The 20128-nt window shown below is 35.9% G+C and carries 9 protein-coding genes; 1 reads left to right on the plus strand and 8 read right to left on the minus strand.

Annotated features, from left to right (window positions below):
• Positions 1-17: 17 nt before the first annotated feature.
• Positions 18-1028, plus strand: coding sequence for a helix-turn-helix domain-containing protein (locus MKY26_RS16315; RefSeq protein ID WP_157733856.1), 1011 nt, complete (start codon positions 18-20; stop codon positions 1026-1028).
• Here the strand turns inward: MKY26_RS16315 and MKY26_RS16320 are convergent.
• From MKY26_RS16320 to fabF, 8 genes are read right to left on the minus strand one after another with little or no spacing between them, the layout of a single operon-like run.
• Positions 1015-2070: a GntG family PLP-dependent aldolase gene (locus tag MKY26_RS16320; RefSeq protein WP_322909858.1), complete on the minus strand. Its 1056-nt coding sequence runs from the start codon at positions 2068-2070 to the stop codon at positions 1015-1017. The two genes, MKY26_RS16315 and MKY26_RS16320, sit on opposite strands and share 14 nt — an antisense overlap.
• Positions 2051-3289 carry an ATP-grasp domain-containing protein gene (locus tag MKY26_RS16325; RefSeq protein WP_095371512.1) on the minus strand — a complete coding sequence of 413 codons (1239 nt, stop codon included), beginning with the start codon at positions 3287-3289 and terminating at the stop codon, positions 2051-2053. The genes MKY26_RS16320 and MKY26_RS16325 overlap by 20 nt, the downstream gene beginning before the upstream one ends.
• The gene (locus MKY26_RS16330) at positions 3267-4322 is read right to left on the minus strand and encodes a PLP-dependent cysteine synthase family protein (protein ID WP_340976903.1); all 1056 of its coding nucleotides are present in this window, start codon (positions 4320-4322) and stop codon (positions 3267-3269) included. Before MKY26_RS16330 ends, MKY26_RS16325 begins: the two co-directional genes overlap by 23 nt.
• Positions 4316-5239, minus strand: coding sequence for a GHMP family kinase ATP-binding protein (locus tag MKY26_RS16335; RefSeq protein WP_095371510.1), 924 nt, complete (start codon positions 5237-5239; stop codon positions 4316-4318). The genes MKY26_RS16330 and MKY26_RS16335 overlap by 7 nt, the downstream gene beginning before the upstream one ends.
• Positions 5232-6725, minus strand: a complete 1494-nt coding sequence (locus tag MKY26_RS16340; RefSeq protein ID WP_307316603.1) for an argininosuccinate lyase — start codon at positions 6723-6725, stop codon at positions 5232-5234. Before MKY26_RS16340 ends, MKY26_RS16335 begins: the two co-directional genes overlap by 8 nt.
• Positions 6694-10677, minus strand: coding sequence for a non-ribosomal peptide synthetase (locus MKY26_RS16345; RefSeq protein ID WP_341098151.1), 3984 nt, complete (start codon positions 10675-10677; stop codon positions 6694-6696). Before MKY26_RS16345 ends, MKY26_RS16340 begins: the two co-directional genes overlap by 32 nt.
• 4 nt (positions 10678-10681) lie before the next feature.
• Positions 10682-18823, minus strand: a complete 8142-nt coding sequence (locus tag MKY26_RS16350) for a non-ribosomal peptide synthetase (RefSeq protein WP_341098152.1) — start codon at positions 18821-18823, stop codon at positions 10682-10684.
• Positions 18824-18837: 14 nt separating this feature from the next.
• A complete protein-coding gene (gene fabF, locus MKY26_RS16355; protein ID WP_307316500.1) occupies positions 18838-20079 on the minus strand; it encodes a beta-ketoacyl-ACP synthase II in 1242 nt (413 codons plus the stop codon).
• Between the last annotated feature and the right edge of the window lie 49 nt (positions 20080-20128).

Genomic DNA, 20128 nt, shown 5'->3' on the forward strand with positions numbered 1-20128 from the left:
TTAGGAGGATTGGTCTTTTGGAGAAAACAGGTGAAAAAATTGCCTATTATCGAAAGAAAAACGGGTTTTCTAGGCAATATTTAGCTGATAATATATGTGATGAATCCACTTTATATCGTATCGAAAAAGGACAGCAACTGCCTAGATTGGATATACTGAAAGAGATCTGCATGAAACTTAATATCCCTATTGAATACATTTTATCAGATAATGATGAAGCAGAACTTATATCCTACGTACAAAAATTTAAGAGGCTTTGCCGAGAGAGTCTCTATCAATTAGATTTTATCACTTTACAATACCACTATGAAGAGGCAAAAAATTTCTCTAATAACAACCCTTTATTAAACAACCGACAATTCCTCAGATTTCTAAGTTGGATTGAGGCAGTTCTTTATCATAAACGAGACCAAAACCCTGAAAAAGCTGAAATACTGCTGCGGAAACTCATCCAAAACGGAAAAATAATTAACGAAATAGATATTAATATTACGAATTCTCTTGGATTATTACTCTTAGAACAAAATAAACTAAAAGAGGCTCTTCGTCTTTTTATTTCATCATACAAAGCTTTAGAAAATAGTCCCTATATTGAGGATAAGTCCCTCTTCCCTAGAGTAGCCTATAATCTGGCCTGTCTTTACTATGAAAATCATAGAGATAGTGAATGCTTTGATATTTGTTATCGCCTAGAGTACTACTTACAATCTAATCACTTATTTTATTGTGCAGGAGAAGTAAGATATCTATTGGGCATTCTACATAAGCGAAAAAACGATTTAGATATCGCCCAACAATACTTCGATGAAGCAGTAAATATATTTTCTTTTGAAAGGAAATATGCTTTCTGTAGCCAATCACTACACTCCCTTGCTGAAATTCACTATTTAAAAGGGGATTCCAGAAATGGTGAGTTACATGTTAACAAAGCATTAAGCATAGCAGATTCAATTAATGATCAAGAAATATCTAACGCCATCAAAGAAGAAATAAAGCATACTATAAAACAGTATGCTAGTAGGCTTTAATAATATTAGAATGTAGTATCTCTTTTATGATCTTAATTGTTGAAGTGATATCGTCATCTGTAATATGTCTATGAATAACCGCTCGTATTCTACCATATCCCATCTCAGAAAATATTACATTATTTTTTTCTGCAGCCTCAAGAAATGACTTCCAAGTGAAATTTTCATTAATGATTTTGAACATGATTATATTTGAATGTACATCCTTTGTTTCAACCTCAATCCCATCAATCGCTTCTAATTCTTTCGCAAGTCTTTTCGCTTTCTGATGATCTTCTGTCAGTCTATCTATCATGGTTTGAAGGGCCACCAAGGCGGGAGCTGCTAAAATTCCCGTCTGGCGCATTCCTCCACCCAACATTTTTCTAATTCTTCGTACTTCGTTAATGTGTTGTTTTGTACCTGATACAATCGAGCCTACAGGTGCCGATAACCCTTTTGATAAACAAAATTGTAAAGAGTCCACATGCTGTGTAATCTCTTTTATATCGACACCTAATGAGAGAGCTGCATTAAAGACACGGGCCCCGTCCATATAGATAGGGATATGATTTTCATCCCCAAAACGCTTTATCTCACTTAAGTAATCTAAGCTTAACGCTTTCCCTCCACACCTGTTATGTGTATTCTCAAGACAGATTAACGCCGGCAGAGCAAATTGTGGATCGTTCTTATCGATTGGAATAGCGTTGGTTAAATCTTCTATAGAGAGACTTCCATCAGACTGTGTACGAATAGGTTCGTACATAATCCCCCCGCAAACTGAAGCTCCTCCAGCTTCAAAAATATAGATATCAGATTCATCACCAACGAGTGCTTTTGTTCCTCTTGGACAGTAAGCCATGATAGAAGCTAAATTCGCCATTGTACCACTCGGCATAAAGCAGGCCGCTTCTTTCCCTGTTAACTTTGCAGCAAATTCTTCAAGATGATTTACTGTTTCATCCTGCCCATAAACATCATCACCTAGCTTTGCTTCTTGTATTGATTGCATCATGGCATCTGTTGGCAACGTAATTGTATCACTTAAATAATTGATCATGTACACACTCCTCAATTAGCATTGATTGTTCAAAACCATCCAATAAACATTTCATTTCACTATAAGTTCGTGAGGCTACCACCATATAACCTATTCGGCCATACGCATTTTCCGCTTTCTTTACATAGTCACCAGGTACTTTAGAATAACGAACCTCTTTTATATCACTATGAGATTTAACATTATGCAATTCTTTTATTTCCCCTGACACACTAGGCACTAAAAATTTGATACCTGCAGTTAATGACTTTTTTTCCTCAATTAACGGTTCAATTCCTGATGCATTCTTTAATTGTTCTTTAAGCAGATCCACTCCAGTTGCATATTTTATAAGTTCAGGTATCATACCTCCTGCAAGTCTCCCATTAAACTCCACTAAAAATACTTTATTATCTTTTATCTTTATCTCTAGATGAGCAGGTCCTGATTTCCAAAGTAAACTTTCAAGAATAAGTAAAACCCCTTTTTCAATTATTCCTTTAAGATTTTCATCTATCCTAGCTGGAAATACATGACCACTTTCTATAAAAAAATCTCCCTTATTTAATTGTTTTTCGGTCACTCCTATCAGATGATGTTTACCTTTAACGGAAAAAACTTCTACGCTGTATTCTTGCCCTTCTATATACTCTTCGATCAAAGCTCCTTGTTTTTTCGTTTGACCTCTGACATTATGAGTAATTCTCATTATCTCTTTTGCATATGCAGATAATGATGGATAGTCCATACATTTACGTACGAAATTGGACCCACTATCATCAATTGGCTTTACAATGACTGGATAATTAAGTTCACCTTTTAATAATTCTAAGTCTTGCTCTGATTCTACTAATCTAAAATATGGCTGATAGAGTTCTGAGCATTCTCTTAATACCTGTCTAACAGCAGACTTATTTCTTACAATTTTGATTGTATCTGGCGAATTACCAGAAAAATGAAAAAGGCGATTCAAACATGCGACAGTATAAATATAAAATTCACTTGTTGTTGTAATACCTGCAATCTCTTCTAATGTAAAGTGATTCAAAATTGTATTTTTCAAGCCTTCTAAATCATTCGTTTCTGCTATAACAACCTCACAATCAATTAATGTCAATTGCTCATAACGGCTAGAATTATTTGTTATGAACACTGGCCTTAACCCTAGTTCCACCGTTTTTTCCAGTGCCAGCATTCCTGTACCAGTCGTATTAGATTCAATAAACAGCAACTTTTTCATTCACTTTCTCCCCTCGATTGATATGGGTATATGACCAATTACACACATCCTTAATATCCTTTTCCTCGACAGGATTCATGTTTAAACAATTGCTTATGATACCGTGTTTCCTTAAATACTTCTCATCATATATTGAATGAAAATATCGATCTCCTCTGTCTGGAAAAATGCCAACAATCACATTGTCTTTGTTGACTTGTGTACTTAGCCATCTGCTTACAGCATAAACACTCCCCGAACTGTTTCCAGCAAATATCTTCTCATGTCTAGCAAGTTCTAAAGTCCATGAAAAAGCTTCCTGATCATTCAGCCAATGCACACTATCTATTATGGAGTAATCAACATTTTGCGGCTTCAAGCTATTCCCCAATCCTCCTTGGAGTCTGTGAGGCTGATCTTTTTGTTGGAAAATCGCACTTCCTACTGCATCTACTGCAATTACCTTTAATGAGGGATTCTCCTTTTTTAAAGCTTTAGCCGTTCCACATAAGGACCCTCCACTTCCCACTGCCGCTACCAAATAATCAACTCTACCGATATCAATGATTAAGTCATTGGCCAAATCCTCATAAGCAAGGGGGTTATTAGGATTTTCATATTGTCTTGGCCAAAAGGCATTGGGGTGGCTTTCCATAAAACGATGAAGGTAATTAAGTCTCGCCCTTTGCCACCCTCCCTCCTCTTCCATTTCTTTTACAATATGAACATTGGCTCCCAAAGCCTTCATTTTCGCCAACGTTAACTGATCAATACGTGGATCCGTAATAATATGCACATCATAGCCAAGATACGTTCCTACTAATGTGACTCCCATAGCCAATGTACCTGAAGAACTTTCTACAATGACGCCTCCAGGTTTTAAAATTCCCGCATTGATTGCTTCATAAATTGCCTTTTTTGCTACGCGATCCTTCATACCGAAAGGATTATTCATCTCTAACTTTGCATAAACCGGTGCGACACTATTTGCTTCCAGCCGTAGCCTGACTGCTGGTGTCCTACCTATCAGATTGATCATACTATCATTCACCAAAGCCACCCCCCGCCTTCTCTTGTAGAGGGTAGGGAGTGAAAGACTTCAGCACTTAGTCCAAAGGATTTAAACTTTTCAATACCCTTTTTCAATTTATCTATATAATTGGGATCCGTATCCGATAGTAAAACTCCAATATAAGTACCACTATGAGCTGTAACTATACCAACCCCTCCTATTTCTTGATTAATTCTTTTCATTTTATCTATTAACAATTTCGGTCTAACCTTTTGATTCATCTCTGTACTTCTTGTCGCTACCTGCCCCAATAAGTTCACATCGCCTACTACAATAGCACCTTCTGCCTGTTGTAAAAGACGTTCATATTCTACCTTTTCTTTTTGATCAAATGGTTTAATTTGGTGGTTGAACTCAATTGTATCTACTACCCCACCTTCATCAATTGCAAGAACGGTTAATGGTGGACAACTACCAAAGTTGCCTCTAATCTTAACTTCGCGATGGTAATAAGACACAACGCCTTCATACATAATGCCATCGGAGGGCTCAATTCTTCTCATCATCTCTTCTAAAAGATAAATAGGAATCTTAATTGGGTAACAGTCTTCTATTGCCCTTATAGCTGCCACCATATCAGCAGTCGAGCTCGCCAACCCTTTCCCCTCAACAAGCTCACTATCTATTTCCAGTCTTCCTCCTGTAGGTAAGTTAAAATAAGACAAAATATTAATAGCTAATTGTCTAGTTTTTTTCTTATGGGGAGGAAAAACTTCTAACTCTTGAGCAGATGGGGATGAGTTAAAATAGCAAGTCGAAAACCGATTAATTGGAAAAGTGACTAAAAATTCCTGATTATCTGGTAGGATCCCTTGTAGGAATTCTCCAAAGGTACCACATGCTCTACCAACACCGGTAATCACTTCGTTATCACATACCATTTTGGCTTCCTTAATCATTTACATTTTCCTTTCCGGGCACCCATTTATTCAATCTCTGCTTTGCCTCGGTCACCTTTTCTGTTATCCGATTAAAACGACGAATAAACTCTGCGTTTTGCCTTTTCTGACACTCTATGATTTCATTTACTTCTTCAGGGTGAACAGAGCCGGCTGTAATTTTTACAAACAAGGCTTTTTCTGGGTCAAATATATCAACTAAAGTAGCTTGATTTATCTGAAGCTGTTTATAGCCATACCGCTCGCAGACTTGTGATAATAATAAAATGGGTAGTTTTTTTGGCGCAATTCCCTCATTGATTGCTAAGGTGATGAATTCACCTGAAATGACTTGGGCCTTACGATAAGGAATGCCTTCTTTAGCTGATAAATAATTGGCTAACGTAAATCCACCAAGGTAATCCTCTTCACACCTTTTTTTCATCTTATTTATATTGAAATCAATATTCTCAAAAATAAGTAGCAGAAGATCGGCAATGTCATTTGCTGTTTGGAAAAGCCGTGGTAGGTTGCTCGATGATTCCTTTGAAACCTCCACTAGATTACTAAAGGGTGTATTCCGTTGACCCAACATAAAATCCTGATAATAACTAATTAGATGACTTGTTTTTCCTCTAATTCTCTCTAGTATAGGAAGATTTCTTTTTTGTGGCATGGAGGAAGAGATACCTACTAGTTCATCAGGAAAATGAAGGAATTGATATTCACTACTCCCCCAGTTCATCATATCTGTCATGAAACGGCTCATATTAACACCAAAGAATGCCAGACTCTCTCCTATTTCTAAAATCCAATCCCGTGATGCCACACATACTAAAGCATGTCCACCAAATGAATCGAAACCTAGATCATTTGCCATCATTTCCAAATCCCATGGATACTCCTGACCTGACATTGCCCCAGAGCCTAATGGACAACTTTCATTTATAGACTCCAAACAAAGAACCATTTTCTCCAATGTCTTCTGTATATGACGGCTTATGGCAGTCAGATAGAATCCGACACTCATCACCTGCGCCGTTTGAAAGTGTGTATAGCCTGGCATAATCGTCCTTTTATACTTAGAAGCCAGTGCCCATAACTCTATCAAGAGCTTTTGAAATTTTTGAATTAGACTGATCCATGAATCCCTTGCATACATTAACTGTCCGCATGCCTGTAAATCATTTCTGCTTCTGTCTAAATGCCAATTTAATACTGGCTTACCCAAGTTCTCATCAATTGCCTTTTCAATAGAAAAGGCAATATCATTCATATTAGAATAGGCGCTTTTAATAATATTTTCTTTTTGTACAGATTTTACACTTTCTAAGAGTTTTACAGCATCTGTTGTATTAATTAAATTCATTTCCTCATAAGATTTTATGAGCACTTTTTCAATAGATAGATAATGTTCTAGATAGTTATCTGACTCAAACAATAGCTGCGGATATAATATAAGCTTATTCATGATTTCATGCGGGGGACTCTTGACTCTTCCTGTCATTCTCAATTTGCTTCATCTCCTTTAACGATAATAATTGATCCATCATTGTTCCTATTACTACAGAATGTGGAGATTCCAGTAAATTATTATGATTACCATCAACTGGTATGACCGTTACCTTGCCTAACGTCCTATTCCGCCAAATATTTTCATCAACAAGTGCATGAGGCTGAGTCTCATCAATTTTTTTACATTTAAAAAGAACTAAATCTGAAGTAATTTCTTGAACAAACTTATACGACTCACATGCAATGTTATTCTTCCCCATTACTTCAATGATTCTTTTTACATCCTCTTGTTCTGAGCCTTTAGGTAGTACACCTTTTCTAATCGCTCTCTCTAAGACTTCTGTATATTTATCCTTATTTGAAAGTTGACTAAATGCCTCTAAGTCCATCCCTAAACTATGTGCCCATACGATTAATGGATCCCTATTAGCTACTGACTGCAAGTTATGAAAAGGGTGAGCATCAAAAAGTATAACTGATGACACATGATAGTTTCGCTCTTCTAATATTCTTGCCATTTCTACCGCAATTGTCCCACCCATGGACCAACCAGCTATTCTGTATGGACCTTCCGTTTGAATTTGTAATACTTCCTCCACATATTTAACTGCCATCTCTTGTATAGTATTTAATGGCTGCTGATTATCTCCATATCCAATGGATTCTATTCCATATATAGTAAGATTTATAGACATATCTTTCACGAGTGGCATATAACAGAGTGCCCCCCCACCTCCCGGATGAATCAAAAATAATGGAGGGTGAGTTGTATCTGATTGCTTTAAAACAACTACATTATTATCAACTTTCACTTTGTTCCCATCTTCAATAAATTCACTCAATTGCTCAATCGTTCTATACTTAAATAAGTCAGAAATCGTCATACTGATATTAAACTCTTTTCGAACGGCAGCAACTACTTCAATGGCTTTTATACTGTAACCACCGAGATCAAAGAAATCCTCTTTAACCCCCAATTCTTTAATACCTAATACCTCTTGCCAAATGTGACAAAGTTTGATTTCCACATGGCTCTTTGGCATTAACTTCACTTTGCTCACAAGGTCATTTCGCTCAAAAGGCAATTCGTTGACGAGAAGTTTACCATTTGAGGAGAGGGGAATTTCATCCACCCAAACAAAGGATGCTGGTACCATATAATGCGGAAGCACTTGTTGCAGTCTGCGTTTAATGTTTGCAGCTATTATTTGACTATCTTTATTTTTAACAAGAAAAGCATAGATTTGATTTTCTCCATTATTTATATGTGTAACGACTGCAGCATCTGTTATCTCAGGGTAATCTAGAATTGTACTTTTTATCTCGTTTAATTCTATTCGAAAACCTCTAATCTTTACTTGGGAATCCTTCCTTGATATAAACAAAAACTCATTGTTTGCCAGTTGCTTCACAATGTCCCCTGTTTTGTAAAACATTTGATTTTTTCCACTTACATCTAAAGTAATAAATGTGTTTTTTGTTAACTCTTCATTGTTAATATACCCCTGTGATACACTTGGACCACCAATAAACAATTCTCCTTCAACGCCTTTAGGAACGAGTTGAAGATTCTCATCTAATACTATTAGTTGGTAACCTCCAAAGTTTTTCCCTATTGGCATCGTTACGTTAGGGTATGTTTTACTACATATATGATAACTTGCCGCAACAGTCGCTTCTGTTGGCCCATATAAGTTGACTAGTGTTGCATCGATATTAATCGACCCATAGAATTTTTCTACTATTCTCCTATTGAGTGCTTCACCTCCTGTGAAAACCAGTCGAAGCGAGTCATTATTATTAAATAGAGATTGATCATTCAATTTATCTATTAAACTATGAAACAGCTGTGCTCTCGTGACTCTTTCTTGATACATTAAATTCGCTAAATAAGCGATATCAAATTGATTCTCTTGTTTCGTGAGAACCAATGTACCTCCTCCTATCAGCGAACCAAATATTTCGGTTATTGACGCATCAAAAGTAAAATTTATGTTTTGTAAGACCCTTTCACTTTCTTGATAAGGAAACACTTCTAAGTAATCATCAATATGATTGAGCAATGATGCATGTGTAACTTTAACTCCTTTTGGTTTGCCGGATGAACCCGATGTATATATTACATATGCTAGCATCTCATCTGGAGGCAATTCCTTTAAACACAGGAGTGGTTTATCCAGCTCTGATTGCATTGCCTCTTTTATGTTTATAATCTGATAAGGGACCCCATGTTGATTCACTACTTTATCAGTCAACAAAAGCGGGGCATTTGCATCACTAAGCATATAATTCATCCTGTTTACAGGAAGCGCTGGATCAATTGGTAAATACGCACACCCACTTTTGATAATTCCCAATATTGCCGCTATTTGCTCTAAAGTCCGACTCATCGAAAGACCTATTATGCTCCCTTGTTTACTACCGTTTCTTCTTATTATGGCTGCAATCTGATTACTCTTTCTCTCCAATTCTGCAAAAGTATAACTGCCTGAATCTGTTTTGACAGCGCAGGCATTTGGCTTATAAAGAGAGTGATAGGCAATCCTATCATGGATATAAGATGGCGGCCTTCCCTTCATATTAAAGCTTGTTAATTCGGCAATTTCATGCTTACTCATAAAGCTCAATTTAGATATTGGCTTATTAGGATCCGCCATAATATCTTGAACTAATTGAATATAATGATTAATGAACCTTTCCATTGATTGCTTGCTTAAAATATCAGGGTTGTACTCAATTTCTGCATATGCTTGATTTCCTTCAGCATTTATATACAGGACCTTATCAAACTTTGATGTACCTGTATTAATTTTTTCATACTCGACCTTTAAACATTGTTCATCTTCTGTTCCTTGCTCATGGTAAGTAAATAGAACCTGAAATATCGGATGATAAGAGTTTTCCCTTTTGGGATTAACCTCTTGGACAATTCTCTCAAATGGAACCGTACTGTTTTCGTATACATTTAGAAAAGATTTGATTGTCTTTTTCAATACGGATGAAAATTTACTATAGGGTTTTAAAGACATACGAATAGGAAGTGTATTAACAATAAATCCAATCATATCTTCGGTAAATGCTGCTTTTCTATTAGATATTGGACTACCTATGACAATATCTTTTTGACCGGTATATCTATAAAGTAAAATAAAATAGGCTGCCATAAAAAAGGCGTTCATTGTGGATCCACTCTTTTGAGTATACTCCCTTACCTTTCCTACCAACTCGTTAGGAAAAGATAGCCTAATATTGTTGCCGCTGTAGGTTTGTTCTCTTGGTCTTGGGAAATCAGCTTGTAATTGTAAAAAGGGAGAAGCATCTTTCAAGTATTCCTTCCAGAAGCCAATACTCTGTTCTAGTTTCCCATCAAGAAGTGACTCACTTTCCCAATTAGCAAAATCCGCATAGTGATATTCAGGATCGCTAATTTGAAGCTCATCCCCTTTTTCTAAGTGTGTATATATATTTAAAAGTTCTTTTTTGAATATATCTAAGGACCACGCATCATAAATAATATGGTGTACATTAAAAAGAAAGTAATGAAAATGCTCATCGATTTTAATTAATTCAAAATTAATGAGAGGACCCTTTTCGATATCAAATGCTTTTTTTGCAAAGCTCTGTATATACTCTTCTAACTTAACTTCTTCTTCAATTTCTTGCTTATTTTTCATTATCAATTTAAAAGTTGGAGAAGAGACAGAAACTTTTTGTACTGGCTCTCCATCCACTTCAAGAAATGTCGTTCGAAATATTTCATGCCTTTCAATCATTTTCATAATTGAAAGTTCTAGTATGTTTTCATTTAATCTACCACTAAGCTTAAAGATAAAAGGAATATTATAAGTTGGACTCTTTTGAAATAACTTTTCAAAATACCATATTCTCTTTTGTCCAAAAGAAGCCGGGAGAAGATACACATTTTCTTCTAATGACTCGTCCATTTTTTCACTCCTTTCCAGTATAAGTAACTGTTCTTTTTATTCGCTCAACTTTTCTCACAGCTACGGTCTTATTATCACTTTGACCTGCTTTTAGAGAAAGATAGGCCGTTAAGCTTCGTATCGTAGGGTATTTAAAAATATCAATTAAGGATAAATCCTTGCCGATTTCATCTTTTACAGCGGCAATCATACGTACAATTAGCAAAGAATAGCCACCCAATTCAAAGAAATTGTCATCAGGACGTATCTCTTTTCCTGGTAGAAGATGATCCCATATTCTTTTCATATCCTTTTCCATTTTTGTTTGAAAAGAATAAGAGCCCATGTGTTCCTGTTGACTAGACCAAGCCATTAACTTCAATACATCTACTTTTCCATTTTTCGTAACAGGAATTTCTGGTATGGATATAAATTTGTTAGGTATCATCGACAATGTCAGTACTTCTCTCAACCGAATCCGTAGTTCATTCGGATTAAACATTTCCTTGTTTACTACGACAAAAGCAATTAAGTGAACATCGTCATCTGTATTTACATCTATTACTGCACAATCAGTAATTTGAGTTTCATTAACAATAGCCGCTGCTACTTCATTTTTATCTACTCTTACACCTCTTATTTTTATTTGATGATCTTTCCTACCCAAAATCTCAATTAATCCATCTGGACGATATCTCCCCAAATCACCTGTCCTATATAACACATCATCTGAAGAACCTGACCATTTATGTTGTTCAAATATCTTGTCTCGGGAATTAATATAGCCCTTAGACATATAAGGTGTTCTTATTGTAATTTCACCCATTTCACCAACTCCACATTGATCACCACTTTTATTCACAATAAGAAGTTGAGCATCAGAAATAGGGCTACCAATAGGCATTACTGTATTACTTTGTAATGCTGAATCGATGGGACAACTGCTCTTGGCTAAAGTTGTTTCCGTTTGACCGTAAAAATTATTGACCTGGGCACATGTTACCTCTCTCCACTTCTCTACCAAATAATCAGGTAACGGTTCACCGGCAAAAAATATGTGCCTTAATGAAGGCAATTTTATCTTCAAACCGCTTCTAAACCAGTGCATGGTAATAGACGGGACAGCGTGAAGGAGCGTGATTTTTTTCTCATTGAGCCAATGAAAAATATCTTCCTCCTCATCCTCTACAGGTACACAAACTGTAGATCCACTTGTTAACGGTAAAAATATATCACGTAAGTATACATCAAACGTTGTATGAGTCAGCTGGGCACTTCTATCTTCATTACTGACACTAAAATGGTTTCTTTGCCAATTGAGAAAATGTGAAAGGCTATTATGAGATCCTAATATTCCTTTCGGTTGACCTGTAGTACCTGAAGTAAAGAATATATAAGCATTGTCATGATTGATAGGTTTCATACTTCTTGAATTCTCCAACCTATTAACAAACTCATCTACATGGTATGTAGCGAGAGTACTAATTGAAAAAACGCTCTGATGAATGCCTAAATTGTCAGTAAGAATAATAGCCTTAGCTTTCGACTGCTCAATCATTTGAGTAACCCGTTGTGCAGGTAGGTCATTATCAATATTTAAAAACGTTCCGCCTGCCTTTAATACACCTACGATTGTGCCTATCATCGAATAACTTCTTTTGCCTTGAATAGCAATAACATCCCCTGGTTTAATGCCACATCTTCGTAAACCAATGCTCACTTTATTAGAATAATTAGATAATTGCGTATACGAGTAAAATTTATTACCTTCTTCCACGGCGATTTTCTCGGGCGTGTTCTTTGCCCAATATTCAACCTGTTCGGTAACAGAAGGATAGCTTTTTTTGTACAGTGGTTTCTCTGGGTTAGGTAATATTTTTTTTGATTTTCCCGTCATTAAACTCGGTTGTAGGATCGATTGTTCTTTGTTAGCGATAAAAGTATTTAATAGACTCAAGTATTGTTCAAAAAAGTCTTCCATTCGCTCCACTGAAAATAAATGATTTTGATAAGCTATACTGAATTTAAATTGATCTGCTGTCTCTTCAATATATAAAGTCATCAGGAATTTAGACGTTATATCCGCTACTTCTAGTTCAGCTATTTCCTCACCATGAACGCTGAACGTTTTTTGCTCTTCAAACTTCCGATAATTTATTAATATGTCAAATAACGGATTCCGGTCTATATTTCTTTCAGGTTGAACAGCCTCAACAATTTGTTCAAAAGGAATATCTTGATTTTCGAATGCGCCCAAGACAATTGCTTTTGTCTTCATTAAAAACTCGGTAAAACTCAAATGCTCATTGATATCCGCTTTAAGTGGTAGCGTATTTAAATATAACCCTACTGCCTTTTCTAATTCGGTATTACTTCTATTAATAATCGGTGTACCTAGAGTAATTTCATTTTGCCCACTTAAGCGGGATAAAAGAACATAAAATGCACTCAAGAAAAACATAAATGGGGTTACTTTATTGCTTCTAACAAAAGCCCTAATTTCATTGGCTTTATTCAAATCAATTTTTTTGTGAATCGTATGATTATATCTTGTGTTATTTTCTAAATAATCCATTGGAAGCTGAATAATTGGAATATCTTCATTAAATATCTTTTTCCAATATTCTAGTTGATGTTGGATTTTACTCTGCTTATTAGACAACCAATAAGTATAATCTAAATACTGAATTGGCTCTTCTGCAAAACAATCCTCATTCCCCATATAAACTTGAATAAGCTCATTTTTTAGTACATTTATAGACCAACCGTCACAAATAATATGGTGAAGTATTAGTACGAAGATATCTCGTTCCTCACATCGCAAAACACTTCCTCTAATTAACGGCGGGTCTTCTAGGTTAAATTTCATTTTCATCTCAAGATTAATGCACTCTTGTAAAGTAGCCTCACTTGCCTCTATAACCTTCACACACTGTTCATATCCAGGAATGACCTTCTGAAAAGGAAAACCATCGATTTCTAAAAATTGAGTCCTCAATGATTCATGCCGAATAATAAGTTTGTTTATTGCATCATTTAAACGATTTATATCAAACCTGCCAGTTGATTTTAAGATAAGCGGAAGGTTATAACTCGTATTATCTGTATTTAATTTTTCTAAAAACCAAATTCTTTGCTGTGCATCAGTCAAAGGATGCCAATCTTGTCTATCTGCTACCTTAACAATCGGTGACAATTCTGAAATAGAAGTAGAAGCTTGAATCAAATTGGATAATTGATTAACTGTAGGATTTTCAAATAATGATCGTACGGTTAAAGAGATTTGAAAGGCTTTGTTTATTTGCGAGATAATCTGTACGCCTAATAAGGAATGGCCGCCTAATTCAAAAAAATGATCATTCAGTCCAACAGAATCAATGCCTAATCTTTCACTCCAAATATCTGCTACTTTTTTCTCTATCTCACTTTCAGGGATTGCGTAATCCTGATTAATCATAAGATGTTCCGCATTGGGTTGAGGAAGAACTTTTCTGTCTACTTTTCCATTTGCATTCAGCGGAAAACTCTCTAACTTCATATAATAGGCAGGTATCATATAAGAAGGTAAGTGTTCTGTTAGATGTTCTCTTATATCAACAGCCTGCTTATCTTCACCTACATTTAAAATGTAATAACAACTTAATTGCTGTCCATTTGCAGTGACAATGGCTTCTTTTATAAAATCTAAAGCTGCAATCCTACTTTCTATCTCTCCAAGTTCTACTCTCATTCCTCGAATTTTAATTTGATTATCATCTCTTCCGAGGAACATAATCTCGCCATGTTCATTTAAATATCCTCTGTCCCCTGTTCTATACATCTTCTCCCCTTCAAAAAAAGGATCAGCAACAAAGGACTCATTTGTTTTTTTAGGGTCATACAAATAGTCTCTGGCAAGACCAATGCCAGCTATATAAAGATCTCCTGGAACCCCATATGGAAGTGGATTTAAATGATGATCAAGCACGTATACCCGATTATTATCAATAGGGCGTCCAACTGATACAATATCTGTTTCAAATTCGTCATCAGGCGTGCAATCATAGCACGTTGAATCAATAGATACCTCTGTTGCTCCCCAGGTATTAAATAATTTACCAGGCATTTTTTCGTAGAATTTTTTGACCAATGAAGCCTTTAATGCCTCACCACTAGATACAACAACCCTTAAATTAGATAATTTCTCTTTCTGCAAAGGTGTGATTTCTTCAATAACCATCTTGAGCATGCTTGGCACAAATTGTAGCAGAGCCACCTTGTATCGTATTGCATATTCGATAATACTTGTCGGTTCACGATGTGCACCTGGAGGAATGAATGCGACTGTTCCTCCTATCATCAATGGCCAGAAAAATTCTACTGCTGAATCATCGAAAGTTAAAGTTGTCTTCTGCAAGGCTACTTCATTTTCTTGTAGTTTATGTTTATTTTGCATCCAACACATACGATTAACCCAACCCCTATGTGTACTACTCACTCCTTTGGGGGCGCCAGTGGATCCCGAAGTATAATATACAGATACCAAATGATCTGGAGATATTTTCACCGTTGGCTTTTCACTCTTGTAGGTACTGAAAGAATCTATTAATTCATATTCTATAAATGTAGTATTTGTAGCTGCTAATCCCTTTTCATCTGTGATACAAACAATTGATTTAGCACTTTTCAATAAACTATACACACGTTGTACAGGTGCTTCCTTATCGATTGGCAAATAGGCGCCTCCTGCCTTTAAGATACCAAGCATAGCAACCACAAGCCCCAAGGACCTATCCATCCTTAACCCTACCGGTTGATCAGGTTTCACACCTCTTTTTATCAGAACATGTGCTAATTGATTGGCGCGCTTATCTAGTTCTTCATAAGTTAAAATCTCATTTTCAAAGATTGCTGCAGTAGCAGAAGGCGTTTTTTTGACCTGTTCTTCAAAAAGCTCATGTAGGCAACAGTTAAGAAAATCCACCTTCGTATTATTTAAATCTACTATTAACTCCCTTTTACTCTCTTCCTTGATGATAGAAATATCTTTAATTTTGATTTGCGTGTTTTCCATCACCGATTGAAGGATTTGAAGAAAGATATTGTTATATTGCTTCATAATCTTTTCACTAAATAAATCACTTCTATATTCCCACTTGCCTAGATATTCTGCCCCTTCTTTTTTAATAAATAATGTTAAATCGAATTTCGATAAACCATTAAAAACAGATTTAATGGGGCTGAGGTTTAAATCTTCAACTGTAACATCTGTATTTGGCATTTCTTCAAAAGCAAACATATATTGAAAGAAAGGACTTCCAAACAACTTCCTATTAGGCCTAACCTCTTCAACAACCTTTTCAAAAGGAACATCATCATTTGAAAACACATTCATCGCTTTATTTTTTATCTGCTTTAAGAATTGTTCAAAGCTGTTATCATTATCTATTTCATTTCGTATCACAACCGTATTAACAAATAAGCCAATAATGTCTTCAAAATTTGCTTGCTTTCTTCCGGCCACAGGGGACCCTACAGAAATATCATGTTCACCTGAAAGTCTATGTAGAAATATAATATAAATAGCCAAAAATACAGTGTACACCGTTACATCCTTATGCTTGCAATAGTTTTTTAGCTCCTTTATTATTCCTTCTGGTAATGAAAAGGTAATTTCTTCTCCTTGCATTGAATTGGATTGCTTTTGCTTACCAGCTGATAAGTTTACTATCGGTTGCTCTTTTTCTAGTTCCTTTTTCCAAAAGGCAAGTTGCTCATCCATATATGGCTGATTCCAATGGGCAGATTGCATTGAAATATAATCTTGGTATGTTACCTTCGTTTTTTCTTTCAATTCTTTTTCTTGCATAAATGATTGATAATGTCTAAAGAGCGCTTGAATAAAAACATGATCAGACCAACCATCTGAAATGATATGATGAAAATTAAAATAAAAAATATGCGTATTTTTTGCTAATTTATAAAGCTTGAATCGAAAAACCCTTTCTTTTTGTATATAGAAAGGAATTTTTGCATCGATCTTCATAAAATTAACTGCCTGTTCTCTTGCCAATTCTAATGGGTAGTCTGACAGATCAACTTCCGATACAGTTATACCTTCAATGACATCTTTATATTGGTAAGGTTCTCCATCCTTGTCACCAAACCGGTAGGAAAAAATATCATTTTCTATACATGTTTGATGAAGACTCGCCTTTAAACCAACAGTATCCAAGAGTCCATTGATTTCTATATAATGAGGTAAATTATATAAAGGACTGTCACCTTCCAATTTATTTAAAAACCATAAACGTTTTTGTGCATCTGATAGGCAAGATGGTTCGCCGTTCTGTATTTCTTTGCATGCCAACTCCTCATTTTTACCATCCTGATACTTTTCATTTATGAGAATAGATAATTGTCTTATCGTCTTTGCTTCAAAAACATCTTTTAAAGTAAGGAAAAGGTTAAATGTTCCATTAATTCTTCCTACTAACCTTGCTACGAAAAGAGAGTTACCACCTAATTTGATAAAAGGCGTATCCATATCAACAACCTCTAAGCTTAGAAGTTGTTTCCAAATCGCAGCCACCTTTTGCTCTGTTACATTGGTAGGGACACTTTCTATATTGCTTCTATAAGGCGTTGGTAGCTTCTTCCTATCCACTTTTCCATTTAATGATAATGGAATAGATTCCACTTCTATAAATACGGAAGGAATCATATGTTCAGGCAACTTAGTATTAAGATCATCTCTCAATTCAGACTCCTCGAGCACAAAACCTTCACTAAATTGCACATATGCTACTATACTCATTTCTCCAGATTGGTCCCACGGTGTTGCTATGCACCTTTTTATTTCTTTTCTTTTTTCTAGAGAAGCTTCAATTTCTCCGAGTTCAACTCGAAAACCACGAACCTTTACTTGAAAATCTTTTCTCCCTATATATTCTATTGCTCCGTCTGACCTTTCCTTACACCAGTCCCCTGTTTTATATAAACGGCCCCTCTCTTTATTTGGATGATGTATAAAGGAATGTCTAGTTAATTCCTCTCGATTGTAGTAACCTCTTGCTAGGCCAATCCCTCCGATATATAATTCCCCAGTCTCTCCAGGAACAACTGGTGCGAGGTTTTCGTCTAAAATATATAGTTGAGTATTACTTATCGGATAACCAATAGGTACAACTCTTTCACTTTCATCACCCGTACATTTCCAAAATGAAACATCTATTGCTGCTTCTGTTGGACCATAGTAGTTATATAAATTGGTATTTTCATATTTAGAAAAAAAATCTAATTCAATTTTCTTTGTTAGGGCTTCACCACTGCAAATCACCCTTTTCAATGATGTTATCTGTTTAGCTGGAATTACTTCAAGAAAGACAGATAACATGGACGGGACAAAATGTATGGTTGTTACGTTCTGTTCTTTAATTAAATTCAACAAGTAAGTGGGATCTTTATGTCCTCCTGGCTTAGCCAGTACGATAGCAGCACCGGTCATTAATGGCAAAAAGATTTCCCATACTGAAACATCAAAACTGTACGGGGTTTTCTGGAGTACTCTATCGGCAGTTCCTAAGACATGTTCATTCTGCATCCACTGTAAGCGGTTGTTTAATGCTTGATGTGTATTTGCCACTCCTTTAGGTTCTCCTGTTGAGCCCGAAGTGTAAATAATATACATTAAACGATTATTATCTCCTTGTACCAAAGGGGATTCTCCAGAGTGAACTTTCCATTTCTCCTCATCTACTAGAATTTTTTTATTTATTAATTTATTCATTGCTATAAATAAGTTTTCTTTTTCTTTTGAGGTAATTAAAAATGGAGAATGAATATCCTCCACCATATATGAGAGCCTATCTGATGGGTAATCTGAATCTAACGGCACATAAGCGCCTCCTGCTTTTAAAATACCTAAAAGCGTAATCACCATATTAAAGGAACGATCTAAACATACAAGCACAGGTTCTTCAGGCTGAAGACCTTCACTGAGTAGATAATTTGCCAACTGATTTGCTTTTTGATTTAAATCAGCATATGACATAGCTTTGTTTTCAAAAATAATTGCAGGAAGGTTAGGTGTTTGAATCGCTTGCATTTCAATTAATTCATGAATACTTTTCTCACTGTTTGGAAAATTTATTTCAGCTGATGATGAAATCATCTTCGTTATATCCATAATCCACCCTCCCTTTACTCATTCCATTCTTTCGCTACTAAACTTGCGTTATGACCACCAAACCCAAATGAGTTACTCAAAGCCACTTTTACCTGTTTCGCTAATGCCTCATGTGGGACAAAGTTAAGATTTAATTCAGGATCAATATGATCACAATTGATTGTAGGATGTATAAGATTTTCCCTTATAGAGCAGATACTTGCTACTAGTTCAACCGCTCCTGCTCCCCCCAATAAATGGCCTGTCATTGATTTTGTTGCACTTATAGGAATATTTGTTGCTGCTTCTCCCCACAGTTTTTTAATGGCCATGGTTTCATAATAATCATTGTATTTTGTACTCGTACCATGAGCATTGATATAATCAATTTCAGAGAGTTCTACGCCAGCATCCTCAATAGCTTTCTTCATTGACATCATCATTCCCTCAGCATTTGGGTCAGGAGCAGTCTGATGATAGGCATCTGAAGTAGAGCCATATCCAGCGATTTCAGCAAGAATAGTAGCCCCTCTGTTTCTTGCAAAATCTTCAGACTCAAGAATAAGAACTCCCCCACCACTTCCTAGTACAAATCCATCCCTATCTTTATCAAATGGTCTACTTGCACCTTGTGGGTCGTCATTTCTAGTTGATAACGCTTTAATATTAGAAAATCCCGCAAGATCTAATGGGGTCAAATCTCCTTCTGCTCCGCCAACAATCATTACATCCGCTTCACCCCACTGGATTGCTCTTAAACCTTCACCTATACAATTTGTACCCGTGGCACAAGCAGTAACAAAGGCTCCACTCTTCCCTTTAGCCCCAGTTAATAAAGTGATTTCACTAGAGGCTGCATCTACTACCATAGATGAAACAAGATAGGGGCTGACCCTTTTAGCCCCTCGTTCAATCAGCCTTTTATCATTTTCTAATACTGTCTTGAGCCCACCAGAACCCGAACCAACGATTACACCTATCCGATAGGGGTCAATATTTTGTAAGGGCAAACGCGATTGTTTGAGTGCCTCTTTTGTCGCAATTAATGCATATTGAGTATATGCATCCATACGTTTAATTTCCTTACTATTAAAATAGTCTTCGGCTTGGTAATCTTTGATTTGTGCTGCAAACTTAGTAGTAAAATGCTCGGTATCAAAATTAGAAATGGGCTCTACCCCACTTTTACCACGAATTAAATTTGCCCAAAATTGCTCTACCCCAATTCCAATAGGAGTTACAACGCCCATTCCGGTTACAACTGCTTTTTGTTTCAATTTTTATCCTCCCTAATTACTGCAAAAATAGATTTTTAAACTTGTAAAA

It is taken from the genome of Cytobacillus sp. FSL R7-0680 (assembly GCF_038009245.1).
GTDB classification, from domain to species: Bacteria; Bacillota; Bacilli; order Bacillales; family Cytobacillaceae; genus Cytobacillus; species Cytobacillus kochii.